Consider the following 12,763-nt stretch of genomic DNA (forward strand, 5'->3'; position numbering starts at 1 on the left):
GATTTTTTTAATGAACATAACTGTTACCCGTTTTCATTAAACATCGATTTTAGCATAAGTGGCATTTTGTTCAATGAACTCCCTGCGAGGTCCGACATCATCGCCCATCAACATTGAGAATATATGATCGGCATCAACCGCATTTTCAATGGTTACCTGCCGTAAAGTACGTTTTTCAGGATTCATGGTTGTATCCCATAATTGTTCGGGATTCATCTCCCCCAAACCTTTATAACGTTGAATATGTACTGCATTTTCATTGCCTTCCGCATATTTCTCAATGAACATCAGCCGCTGACTTTCGTTCCAGCAATATTCTTCAATTTTTCCTTTCTTACAGAGGTATAAGGGGGGAGTGGCAATGTAGAGATAGCCGTTTTCAATCAACTCCTTCATGTGACGGAAGAAGAATGTCATAATCAGGGTGTCAATATGGCTTCCGTCTACGTCGGCATCGGTCATAATGATGATTTTATGATAACGCAATTTCGAAATATTTAGTTGCATATTATCTTCTTCTGTTCCAATCGTTACACCTAATGCAGTATAAATATTACGAATCTCTTCGCTTTCAAGTACTTTATGATACATGGCTTTTTCGACGTTCAAGATTTTTCCCCTTAGAGGTAAGATGGCTTGGAACAACCTGTTTCTTCCTTGTTTTGCAGAACCTCCTGCAGAATCACCTTCAACGAGGAAAATTTCGCATACTTGAGGATCTTTTTCTGAACAATCTGCTAATTTCCCGGGAAGGCCGCCACCTGATAACGGAGATTTTCGTTGAACCATTTCTCGGGCTTTTCGAGCAGCATTTCGTGCTGTGGCTGCCAGAACCACTTTTTCAATAATGGCTTTCGCTTGTTTTGGATTTTCTTCCAGATAGTTACCAAGTGCTTCTCCTACAGCTTGATCAACGATACCCATTACTTCGTTATTTCCCAATTTGGTTTTTGTTTGACCTTCAAATTGAGGTTCAGCAACTTTGACGGAAATAATAGCCGTTAAACCTTCACGGAAATCGTCTCCGCTGATATCAACTTTGACTTTTTCCAGAATTTTGTTTTCATCGGCATATTTTTTGAGCGTTCGCGTTAACCCACGACGGAATCCGGCTACATGAGTTCCTCCTTCTATTGTGTGAATGTTGTTGACGTAGGAAAAAACATTTTCGATGTATGAAGTATTGTATGTCATAGCAATTTCAACAGGTGTGCCAAATTTTTCTGTTGAAATATGAATTACATGCTCTATTAATTGTTCGCGTCCGGCGTCGATAAATTGGACAAATTCTTCTAATCCTTTTTCAGAATGAAATTTTTCGAATTTAGGATTTCCCTGGGTATCAATTGTTCGTAAGTCTGTTAAAGTAATGGCAATGCCTGCATTCAGATATGCCAATTCTCGCATCCGGGCAGCTAAGATATCGTAATGATATAAAACTTCCGAAAATATTTCAGGATCTGGATGAAATTTAATAAAGGTTCCTGTTGTTGTAGCTGTTCCCGTTTCTTTAACATCGAACAGAGGTTTCCCTTTTTGATATTCCTGTTCGTATGTTTTCTCGTCACGATAGACTTCTACATGTAAATCATCTGAAAGTGCGTTTACACACGAAACGCCGACTCCATGCAAACCGCCTGAAACTTTATAACTGCCTTTATCGAATTTACCGCCGGCATGCAAAACTGTCAAAACAACTTCTAATGCCGATTTTCCTTCTTTTTCGTGCATATCAACAGGAATGCCCCGCCCGTTATCTTTTACGCTGATGGAATTGTCTTCATGGATTACAACCTCAATCGTATTGCAATAGCCGGCCATAGCTTCGTCGATGGAGTTGTCCACTACTTCATAAACAAGGTGATGCAACCCTTTGGCTCCGGTATCACCAATATACATTGAAGGACGTTTGCGAACGGCTTCTAATCCTTCAAGTACCTGAATACTACTTGCGCCGTATGAATTGCTATCCATTGTTTTGGGTTCTTCCCCGTTCAGGATCTGTTCTTCACTCATAGTCATTTTATATAACGTTGTGTGCTAAAAAGCCAACAAAATTACTGATTTTATTCCGGTTCAGCAATAATCTACAGACAAAATTGAGCGGAAATTAATGGTTGAAGAATCGTTTTCCTGCCATTAATTTATAATATCCGTACCCTTTGAGGGGTTCATATTACGATTAATGAATAAATCTATGGATTATTTTGTGCTTTAAAAGCAAGTGCATATAGTTTCATCTGCTTTACCATGGCGAGTAGTCCGTTGGCACGGGTAGGTGATAAATGTTCTTTAAGTCCTATTTTATCAATAAAATACAGGTCAGCATTTAATATTTCATCCGGAGTGTGGTTGGAAAGCACATCAATCAGGAGTGAAACAATACCTTTTACGATTACAGCATCGCTTTCACCTGCAAAGTGTATAATGCCATCTTGGTATTTGGCATCCAGCCAAACCCTGCTTTGGCATCCTTCTATAAGATTCTGATTTACTTTATTTTTTGGATCGATGGGAGATAAACCATTACCAAGTTCAATGATGTAGGCATATTTATCCATCCAGTCGGAATATTCTTCAAAGATTTCAATTATCTGATCCTGTTTTTCGTTAATCGTCATGTTTATAGAGTTTTTATTGTTAAAACATTTTGGTAATACGTTCAATGGCAGCAATGAACGCGTCAATTTCGTCGTGTGTGTTGTAAAATGCAAATGAAGCTCTTGCTGTCCCATCAATTTGCAGGGCGGTCATCAAAGGCATTGCACAGTGATGGCCTGTGCGGACAGCTATCCCGAGCTTATCCAGCAATGTTCCCATGTCAAAAGGATGAATGTTGTTGACAAGAAATGAGATAACACTGCTTTTTTGAGGAGCATTGCCAAAAATCTGCATTCCTTCGATTTTCAACATCTTTTCAGTTGCATCTTCTAGCAAACTCTTCTCATATGCGGCAATATTATCCATGCCAAAGCTTTGAAGATAATTGAGTGCAGTAGCCAAAGCAACCGATCCTACATAATCAGGTGTGCCGGCTTCAAATTTGAACGGAAGGTCTGCAAAAATGGTTTTGTCGAAACTGACATGGGCTATCATTTCTCCTCCACCATGATAAGGGGGCAGCATCTCCAGCCAGTTTTCCTTGCCGTATAATACTCCAATACCATTAGGCCCATATACTTTATGCCCTGAAAACACATAGAAATCAACATCCAGTTGTTGTACGTCGACTGCAAGATGTGACACAGCCTGTGCACCGTCTATCAATACTGGGATATTACGGGCATGTGCTTTTTCAATAATTTCTTTGATAGGATTAATAGTTCCCAGTACATTCGATACGTGTGTAACAGAAATTAATTTTGTTTTTTCAGAGAATAATGATTCGAAAGCAGGTATATCCAATTCACCTGTTTCGGTCAGGGGAATAATTTTCAGCTTAATGCCTTTCCTGTCACGTAGCATTTGCCAGGGAACAATGTTGGCATGATGTTCCATGGTGCTGATGATGATCTCATCATTTTCGTTACAAAATGTTTCCCCATAAGAGGTTGCTAATAAATTTATAGCTTCTGTCGTGCCGCGGGTGAAAATTATCTCATTTGACGATGTGGCATGAATGAAATCCCTGACGGTTGCACGGGCAGCTTCATGAGCTTCTGTAGCCCGTTGACTCAAATAATGAACTCCCCGGTGAATATTAGAGTTCTGATTGTAATAAACATTTTCGATTGCTTCTACCACACAGCGTGGTTTCTGAGTTGTGGCAGCGTTATCCAGATAAATAAGCGGTCGGTTGTAAACGGTTCGTGACAGAATTGGAAAGTCATTACGAATGGCTTTGATATCAAGTGGATTTGTCATTTTATGAGAATTTTTATGATGCAAAGGTAACAACAAATCACAAAAACAGGATTTTTGTACTCATTGGGGTATGCTACAGTTTTTTATTCTTTATGATATATGGTTGACAGTGTGATTATTTTGCAATATACTGATAATAGGCTGTATGAATATACTAACCTGTATGTCTGGATTTACATTGAAATTATATCAAAAAACAATAAAGCATGTTCAACTGTGGCTTATTCATCTTATATTTGTGACGTCAAATATGATTAAAGCCTTGTGTTGGGTACTCGCAATACCATAACGAGCGAGGTTATATTCAAAAGGCGTTAAGCCAAGGGTCAGAGCATTAAAGTTGCAGCAACTTACTACTGACTTGTTGATGTAAAATACAGACATGGCGAGGGATATAAGTTCAGTAATGAAGTTTATCACTCGCCTGTTTGTTTTATGTCCCCGATATTTCCATTGAAGCTATTGATGTAGTTGATGATTGCCAGTGCATCGTCAGGATGAAACCACCGGACCGAAGCATCGCGATTAAACCATGAAAGTTGTTTTTTTGCATAATTGCGCGAATGTTGCTTGATCTTATCTATGGCTTCTGTATAGGTATAATGACCATCAAAATAGTCGAAAAATTCTTTATATCCAACTGTGTTCAGTGGATTTCGTTGCTTGTAGGGGTAGAGAGAGCGCACTTCTGTTTCAAGTCCCTGAGATATCATTTCGTCAACACGTTTGTTGATACGCTCATAAAGTTCTTCGCGAGGCCTGTTCAATCCTATTTTGATGATCTGAAAAGGACGTGTTTTGTTTGTTTGAGTTCTTAAGGCAGAATAAGGTTGATTGGTCATGATGCAGATTTCAAGTGCATGCATAATTCGCTGGGAATTTTTTAGATCCACCTGATTATAATATGTGACATCCAGTTTTTTGAGCAACGAACGTATTCCTTCTACTCCATTTTCGAGATAGATTTGTTTTATATATTGGCGGATTTCCGGATCAATTGTTGGTAAATCATCAATACCATGACAGACCGCTTCGATATAAAGCATGGATCCGCCTACCAGCATTGCATAATTGCTGTTTGCAAATAAATCCGGTAATATGTTGATCACATCTATTTCATATTGACCTGCGTTGTAATTATCAAGAATGGAATGCGTATTAATAAAATAGTGTGAGGCTCGAAGGAGTTGTTCCGGCGTTGGTTTTGCTGTACCAATGTTTAATTCACGGTAGAACTGTCGCGAGTCAGATGAAAGAATCGGCGCATTATAATACTTTGCCAGATGTAGGCTTAATTCCGTTTTTCCGATGCCGGTGGGGCCAAGTAATACGAGTAAAGTATGCATTAATAAAGAGATTATAGACAACCGGAGAGTCGGTCTTTACTGATTTCAATACAAAAGTAGATTCCTATACCCAATCAAACGAACGAAGAAAGTTGTATAAAGAAAGTTTAACATTAGGTGATTAAACTTATTTATGCATGAAATGTCTTATTACTAAATGTGATTTGACTAATCATAGGTTTAAGAGATAGTTGTAAGTAGTTTTCGTTTTATTTAATTCTAAATTGTTTGAGTATGAAAACAAAAAGATTTTTGACTTTTATGGTGTTGTTTGCTGCTTTGAGCATGGGAGCTGCTTTTGCCCAGGGATTTAATTCACAGTTAACGCCCGAACAAAGAGCTAAACAGATGACAGAAAGGATGAAAAAGCAGTTAAACCTTACAGATGATCAGGTGGCAAAAATAGATTCTGTGAATCTTAAGTTTGCACAGGACATGATGAAGGCGCGTGAATCAGGTGATATGCGTTCTGCTATGCGTACATGCATTGAAGAACAAAATACTGCTTTGAAAGCCATTCTGACGCCGGATCAAATGAAGACATGGGAAGATGCAAGAAAAGCTATGATGGAAAGAATGCATCAGATGAGAGATCAGGGGAATAACTGATGCTGCAAAATTTAAATAAATAAAAAGCCGTTTCCATCATTTAGAAGCGGCTTTTTTGTATCTACAATTAAAACTTTGGAAAAGACATCAGATTCCCAAAGATTTTTTTACAGCTTCAACCTTAGCTTCGGTAGCAGTATTTACATGATCGTATTCGGCGCGTGAAGTAAGTGTTCCGCGTACCTCAATGTAGAATTTGATTTTAGGTTCGGTGCCCGAAGGACGTACAGATATTTTAGTGCCATCAGCCGTAAAATATTGCAATACATCCGAAGTGGCTGGCATATCCAGATTCGTCGTTGAACCATTTTTCGTGTCTATTTGTTTTAATGTATTATAATCTTTAATGATTACTACTTTGGATCCGGCAATCTCTTGTGGCGGGTTGCTGCGAAATTCGTTCATCATCTGTTTTATTTCATCAGCACCAGATTTACCTTTCCGTACAATAGAGATCCCTTTTTCTTTGCTGAATCCATATTCAAGATAAATGTCCTGAATCATTTCGAAAAGCGATTTACCGTTATCTTTTGCCCAAGCGGCAATCTCAGCCATCAGTGAACACGCAGAAACAGCATCTTTATCGCGCACAAAATCTTCGGCAAGATAACCGTAACTTTCTTCTCCTCCTCCTATGTATTGACGTTTGCCTTCCAGTTCGCGAATCACTGCTGCGATCCATTTAAATCCGGTGAAGCAGTCAAAGCATTCCACTCCATTCTTTTCGGACAACTCCTTAATAACTTCTGTAGTCACAATGGTCTTCACCACAAATTCCTTCCCTGTGATTTTGCCCAGTTCCTTCCAGCGGCTTATCAGATAATAGGTAAAAATCAGCGCTGTTTGGTTTCCATTGACCAAAATCCATTCTCCTTTATCATTTTTGACTGCGATACCCAAACGATCTGCATCAGGATCGGATGCCATTACCAATTCAGCATCGGTTTCAATAGCTTTTTTGATAGCAAGATCAAGAGCAGCAGGTTCTTCCGGATTAGGAGAAATTACGGTTGGAAAGTCGCCACTGATAACGTCCTGTTCAGGCACGTGAATAATATTGGTAAATCCGAAATTTGCAAGAGATCTGGGAATAAGCATGCCGCCGGTGCCATGAATTGGTGTATAAACGATTTTCATATTGTTGTGGCGAGCAATTGATTCGGGAGATAAGGACAAGGTTTTGATATTATTCAAATAAAGCGTGTCAATATTTTCTCCTATGATTTCAATAAGGGATTTGTTACCCTGGAATCGGATATCATCTACCCTTTTAATGCTTTCCACTTCTTTGATCACATTGACATCGTGGGGCCCGATCATCTGGGCTCCATCGTTCCAGTAAGCCTTGTAACCGTTGTATTCTTTCGGATTATGCGATGCCGTGATAATGATTCCACTTTGACATCCCAAATGCCTGATAGCAAATGAAATCTCAGGGGTAGGGCGCAAAGATTCGAAAAGATATACTTTAATGCCATTTGCGGAAAAAATATCGGCAGAGGATTCAGCAAATTTCCGGCTATTGTTGCGGCAATCGTGTCCTATCACAACTTTGATTTGTGGGACATCCCCAAACTCTTTCTTTAAATAGTTACAAAGTCCCTGGGTGGCAGCTCCTACAGTATATAAATTCATCCGGTTGGTCCCTGTGCCCATAATTCCCCGAAGTCCACCAGTACCAAATTCCAAATCCTTGTAAAATGCGTCAATCAATTCACTGGAATCTTGTGCATCTAACATACGCTGAACATCTGCTTTTGTTGCTTCGTCATAGTTACCATTGAGCCAAGCTGTTGCTTTTTCGGTAACATACTTTATCAAATCACTATTTTCCATTTTATTCCTCTTAAAATTGTGGTGATAAAAGTACTACAAATTTTTGTTTCTACAAATGATTAAATGCCGTTCATTGTTCTCAAAATTTGTTTCGCGGAGGGAAAGAAATGTGTATATTTGCACGTGAAAACGGATAATATATTGCTTTTTTATAGTAAATGAATGATTCATTGCTAATAATGTAACCTTTGGTCATTCATGTTTTTCATTGTTATAGTTTTCATTCCACAATAGCTTCAGGCTATTCATGTTGATGATGACATTTACTCATTACAAATACAATATGAAACCAACTCTTTTTATTTTAGCAGCCGGAATGGGCAGCCGCTATGGAGGTCTCAAACAATTGGACGGACTTGGACCCAATGGTGAAACAATTATGGATTATTCAGTGTATGATGCTGTTCGTGCTGGCTTTGGCAAAATTGTTTTTGTCATTCGACATAGTTTTGAAAAGGATTTTTTACAGGCTGTCGTTTCCAAATATCGGGAAATAATGCCTGTTGAAATTGTTTTTCAGGAAGTGGAATATGTACCAGAAGGAATTTCTTATAATGAAAAAAGAGAAAAACCGTGGGGCACAAATCATGCGGTAATGATGGGTGAAGATGTTATTCATGAACCTTTTGGCGTTATCAATGCGGATGATTTCTATGGGAAAGAATCTTTTGAAGTTTTGGCCGATTTTCTTCGCAGCGTTGAAAATTCCAGAAATGAATATTGTATGGTAGGTTATAGAGTAGGTAATACTTTGTCTGAAAGCGGTGCTGTGAGCCGTGGAATTTGTGTCCCGGATGAAAATGGATACCTGACTTCTGTGGTAGAACGTACACATATTGAAGAAAAAGGTGGTACTATTGTGTTTTTAGATGAACATGGCGTAGAGAATCAAATTGCTCCTGAAACACCTGTTTCAATGAATATGTGGGGTTTTACGCCTGATTATTTTGCATATTCCAAAGAAAGCTTTACCCGTTTTTTGAAAGTTCATGGCGATAATATTAAATCAGAATTTTATATTCCTACTGTTGTTAATGAACTGATTACTGAAAGGGCAATAACATGTAAAGTCTTAGATACCGCTGCCAAATGGTTTGGAGTAACATATGCTGAAGATCGTCCACAGGTTGTGTTAAAAATCAATGAATTGATTCGTAAAGGTGTGTATCCGAACGTTCTTTGGGGAAAAGAAAAATAAATAACTATATCTGATAAACATGGATTGCATTCGCAATCAGGAGCTTTTAAATGGTAAACATATGAAAAAGATTTTAGTAACCGGCGGGACTGGGTACATTGGATCTCATACGGTTGTAGAATTACAAAATTCAGGATTTGAAGTTGTTATTGTTGATAATCTTTCAAACTCGAACGTCGATGTTTTGAATGGCATTACTGCAATTACAGGCATTCGGCCAACTTTTGAGAATTTGGATTGTCTTGACTATGTGGGTTTAGATAAATTGTTAGCCCGACATGAAGGTATTGAAGCTATTATTCATTTTGCGGCCAGCAAAGCTGTAGGAGAGTCGGTGGATAAACCTTTGCTTTATTATCGCAATAATTTGGTCTCATTGATGAACCTGCTGCAATTGATGCCTTTGCATAAAATCAAACATTTTGTTTTTTCCTCTTCCTGTACAGTTTATGGTCAACCCGATGAGTTACCGGTTTCTGAAGCAGCTCCGTTAAAGCCGGCATTGTCTCCTTACGGGAATACAAAACAAATTGGCGAAGAAATTATTCGGGATACGATTCATGCAACACCTGCGATTAATAGTATTATTCTTCGTTATTTTAATCCTATTGGAGCGCATCCATCAGCCATGATCGGAGAATTACCGAATGGGGTTCCTAACAATCTAGTACCATTCATTACACAAACAGCAATCGGTTTGCGTAAACAGCTGAGCGTGTATGGTAATGATTATAACACAGCTGATGGTTCGTGCATACGGGACTACATTAATGTAGTTGATTTAGCGAAGGCGCATGTCAAGGCCATGGAAAGAATGTTGCAAAATAGATGCGCATCGAACCTTGAAATTTTTAACATCGGAACAGGTAGAGGACTTTCCGTTCTTGAAATTGTGAAGACTTTCCAGGATGTCAATAACGTTTCTTTGCCTTACAAAATAGTTAGTCGGAGGGATGGTGATATTGAACAGGTATGGGCAAATCCTGAAAAAGCCAATAAGGTTTTAGGATGGGCAGCCAAAGAATCGATTGAAGATACTCTACGTTCAGCCTGGTTATGGGAAATAAAGCTGCAGGAAAAACGCAAAGAGACGACTTCGCATTAATTTTATGCCATGTCTTACGAAATTGAGCGTAAATTTTTAGTAGTAGGAGACTTTCACCCTTTTGTCCGGAAATCATTATCAATTAAACAGGGCTACCTCTCATCGCATCCCGAAAGAAGTGTTCGGGTAAGGATTCAGGATAAGGAAGCCTTTCTGACCATCAAAGGTAAAGGAAATGATACTGGAATCACGCGGTATGAATGGGAGAAAAAAATTGATGTAACAGAGGCAGATGCATTACTACGTTTATGCGAACCTGGAATAATTGAGAAAATTCGTTATATTATACCTGTCGGCGAATTGGCTTTTGAAGTTGATGAGTTTTTAGGCGATAATTTAGGACTTTTGATTGCAGAAATAGAATTACCTTCGGAACAAACTACATTTGAGCATCCCGAATGGTTGGGTGCGGAAGTAACGGGTGATGTTCGTTTTTATAATGCCTATTTAGCCACTAATCCTTTTTGTAAATGGCAATAGGATAAATGGCTATTCAAAAAGTAAATTGTATCCATAGATTATTAATGTCTTTGGGTACAATTTTTATTTTATACTGCAATGTTGTTTTTTATATAGATTATCCTTGCTATATAAAGGGGAAAAATTATAGTGCAACTCAATAGTGATCAAAACGAATATCCGATACCAATTTTCACACCGTTTTCAATCAGCTTTTCATTAAATTGTTTTTTGAGAAAAGGCACTACGGCATGTTCCTGAATAAAGGGATTGATTTTGAATGTAATCCTTCCTAATTTATATTTTGCTCCTACCCCAATGCCAAGCCCAATGCCTGATTGATCTTGTGTTGATTGTGAAGGCGAATGTTTTATTTCAAAATCAACGAGAGGGCCGGCATTAATGAACCAATATTTCAAAAAACTAAAGTTAGCCCATACCGGTATCGAGATCATCTTTATCCGAATATTCTCCGAATGCAGCACTCCAGTTGGAAAATAGGTCATCCTGACTTCGTTTTCAGAATAATTCACCCCGGTCTCAATGGCCAGGTTTCTATTCAGAAACCTGATATACGATAGTTCATACATATTACCGGCTTTACCGTGATAGCCCATGTCTCCTAAAACGTCTTCATTCATCAGAATATCGTTGCCGGCGTATCCATACATGAGGAATACTTCGCTCTTTGATTGCGCTAAACTGTTGGCATAGGCAAGTATACAGAAAAGGAATAGAAGAAGTAGTTTCATGGTAATGTTGATAACTTAAATTATTCAATAGCAATTACTCCGGTTAGATACAATCTGCATCGTCCACTAATCTCGACTCTTTCATGCAGGTATTTACATTGTAAGTATCCTTTTCGTTCGGACAACTGAATGGCAGTCATATCCGTTTTTCCAAGTTTCTGTGCCCAATAAGGAGTAAGGGTGGTATGTGCCGAACCGGTCACAGGATCTTCGCTAACTCCCACTTGCGGAGCAAAAAATCTTGATACAAAATCAGATTCATGTCCTTTTGATGTGACAATGACACCACGCGCTTTTAGTCTTGAAATTTTATCAAAAAAAGGCGTCATTTCCCTGATGTCATCCTCATGCTCAAATACCAAGAGATAATCAGTCTTTCCTTTCCATGCGGCGATGGGGATTTTATCGAATCCGTTCATGATATCGGCGGTTAGTGCTATTTCTGTCAATTCGTCGGCAGGAAAATTGAGTGTCAACATCTCTCCATGTCGGCTCACGGACAATACACCGCTTCTTGGCGACTGAAAATGAATTGTATCCCCTGTATGATTTTCGTAATTAAACAATACAAAGGCTGTCGCAAGAGTTGCATGCCCGCAAAGATCAACTTCTACCGCCGGAGTAAACCACCGGATGATATATTCATCCCCTTGCTTAACGTAGAATGCTGTTTCTGCCAGATTATTTTCTTTGGCAATGTTTTGCATGGTCTCATCGCTTAACCATTTCTCCAAAGGACAAACGGCAGCAGGATTGCCTGCAAATAATTTGTCTGTAAAGGCATCTACCTGATATATTTTTTGTTGCATAAGCCTGTGATTAAAAACTCAAATGTAATTCCATAATACAATATCATTATAAAAAAACTAAAGTGGTTCAGACAATATAAAGCCAAAGAGGATAAAATCTTTTGTTGCTTCTCCGTCTTCAAATTTATGCTCTCAAAAATAGCATTATTTTTCTGTTTTTATTACAGAGCAAACTGAACCGCAAGTCTATTCAATAGAATGTTTCAGAAAAGATAAAAGAATATTTGCAATGTTCAGGGCAAAAAGCACTCATTCCACGGGTGTATATATCATACCCGATTGCCGCAGCATATATCTTCCGTTTAAAGCAATGTTTCTGCAGAAATAAGCACATAACACAGAAAATGGTATATTTGCACCCTATATTCTGTAATATACCAAATAACAATACTATGGAACTGCCGCATAAAGGGGTATATACCCGGTTACAACGCTCAGAGATACATGGAATCGGGGTTTTTGCCATTGTTGATATTCCCGGGGAGACCGATCTGTTTAGTGAAGTCGAGTCGGAAATGGTATGGCTGAAAGAGGAAGAACTCAAACTGGAGCAACTTCCCGAGACCATACGGAAACTATATGAAGATTTTTGCGTAGTCAAAGAAAAGGATGGAGAAACCCTGTACGGATGTCCGGATAACTTTTCTAACCTGAAAATATCCTGGTACCTCAACCATTCCCAAACCCCCAACGTGTATTGCGATGAAGATTATAATTTCATTACCCTGAGAGATATCCGCGCAGGCGAAGAACTGACTGTAGATTACGATACTTACAGTCTGTAG

The 12,763-nt window shown here is 38.7% G+C and carries 12 protein-coding genes; 5 read left to right on the forward strand and 7 right to left on the reverse strand.

What is annotated here, in order from left to right:
- Positions 1–36: 36 nt before the first annotated feature.
- The 4 genes from gyrB to miaA form a co-directional block, all read right to left on the reverse strand.
- Positions 37–2,016: a DNA topoisomerase (ATP-hydrolyzing) subunit B gene (gene gyrB / locus FHX64_RS02485; RefSeq protein WP_183412267.1), complete on the reverse strand. Its 1,980-nt coding sequence runs from the start codon at positions 2,014–2,016 to the stop codon at positions 37–39.
- Between the two features lie 179 nt (positions 2,017–2,195).
- The gene (locus FHX64_RS02490) at positions 2,196–2,621 is read right to left on the reverse strand and encodes a SufE family protein (protein WP_183412268.1); all 426 of its coding nucleotides are present in this window, start codon (positions 2,619–2,621) and stop codon (positions 2,196–2,198) included.
- Between the two features lie 19 nt (positions 2,622–2,640).
- The gene (locus tag FHX64_RS02495) at positions 2,641–3,864 is read right to left on the reverse strand and encodes an aminotransferase class V-fold PLP-dependent enzyme (protein WP_183412269.1); all 1,224 of its coding nucleotides are present in this window, start codon (positions 3,862–3,864) and stop codon (positions 2,641–2,643) included.
- 416 nt (positions 3,865–4,280) lie between these two features.
- Complete coding sequence (miaA, locus tag FHX64_RS02500) at positions 4,281–5,210, reverse strand: tRNA (adenosine(37)-N6)-dimethylallyltransferase MiaA (RefSeq protein WP_183412270.1); 930 nt, start codon at positions 5,208–5,210, stop codon at positions 4,281–4,283.
- Positions 5,211–5,444: 234 nt separating this feature from the next.
- On the opposite strand from miaA, the gene FHX64_RS02505 reads away from it, so the two are divergent.
- Positions 5,445–5,819, forward strand: a complete 375-nt coding sequence (locus FHX64_RS02505; protein ID WP_183412271.1) for a DUF4890 domain-containing protein — start codon at positions 5,445–5,447, stop codon at positions 5,817–5,819.
- Between the two features lie 87 nt (positions 5,820–5,906).
- Here FHX64_RS02505 and FHX64_RS02510 read toward each other — a convergent pair whose 3' ends face one another.
- Positions 5,907–7,655 carry a phospho-sugar mutase gene (locus FHX64_RS02510; protein ID WP_183412272.1) on the reverse strand — a complete coding sequence of 583 codons (1,749 nt, stop codon included), beginning with the start codon at positions 7,653–7,655 and terminating at the stop codon, positions 5,907–5,909.
- A 283-nt stretch (positions 7,656–7,938) separates the two neighbouring features.
- On the opposite strand from FHX64_RS02510, the gene FHX64_RS02515 reads away from it, so the two are divergent.
- The 3 genes from FHX64_RS02515 to FHX64_RS02525 all read left to right on the forward strand — a co-directional run bounded on the left by FHX64_RS02515 (position 7,939) and on the right by FHX64_RS02525 (position 10,438).
- Positions 7,939–8,853: a nucleotidyltransferase family protein gene (locus FHX64_RS02515; RefSeq protein WP_183412273.1), complete on the forward strand. Its 915-nt coding sequence runs from the start codon at positions 7,939–7,941 to the stop codon at positions 8,851–8,853.
- A gap of 61 nt (positions 8,854–8,914) precedes the next feature.
- Positions 8,915–9,958, forward strand: coding sequence for a UDP-glucose 4-epimerase GalE (gene galE / locus FHX64_RS02520; protein WP_183412274.1), 1,044 nt, complete (start codon positions 8,915–8,917; stop codon positions 9,956–9,958).
- 9 nt (positions 9,959–9,967) lie between these two features.
- The gene (locus tag FHX64_RS02525; protein WP_183412275.1) at positions 9,968–10,438 is read left to right on the forward strand and encodes a CYTH domain-containing protein; all 471 of its coding nucleotides are present in this window, start codon (positions 9,968–9,970) and stop codon (positions 10,436–10,438) included.
- A gap of 146 nt (positions 10,439–10,584) precedes the next feature.
- Here the strand turns inward: FHX64_RS02525 and FHX64_RS02530 are convergent, their stop codons facing one another.
- Together FHX64_RS02530 and FHX64_RS02535 are read right to left on the reverse strand one after the other, a co-directional pair.
- Entirely contained in the window at positions 10,585–11,169 is a 585-nt protein-coding gene (locus FHX64_RS02530) for an outer membrane beta-barrel protein (protein ID WP_183412276.1), read from the reverse strand.
- A 20-nt stretch (positions 11,170–11,189) separates the two neighbouring features.
- Positions 11,190–11,978, reverse strand: a complete 789-nt coding sequence (locus tag FHX64_RS02535; RefSeq protein WP_183412277.1) for a PhzF family phenazine biosynthesis protein — start codon at positions 11,976–11,978, stop codon at positions 11,190–11,192.
- A gap of 392 nt (positions 11,979–12,370) precedes the next feature.
- Between FHX64_RS02535 and FHX64_RS02540 the strand changes: the two genes are divergently transcribed.
- The gene (locus tag FHX64_RS02540; protein ID WP_183412278.1) at positions 12,371–12,763 is read left to right on the forward strand and encodes an SET domain-containing protein-lysine N-methyltransferase; all 393 of its coding nucleotides are present in this window, start codon (positions 12,371–12,373) and stop codon (positions 12,761–12,763) included.

The sequence above is a fragment of the Microbacter margulisiae genome, from assembly GCF_014192515.1.
Classification (GTDB): domain Bacteria; phylum Bacteroidota; class Bacteroidia; order Bacteroidales; family Paludibacteraceae; genus Microbacter; species Microbacter margulisiae.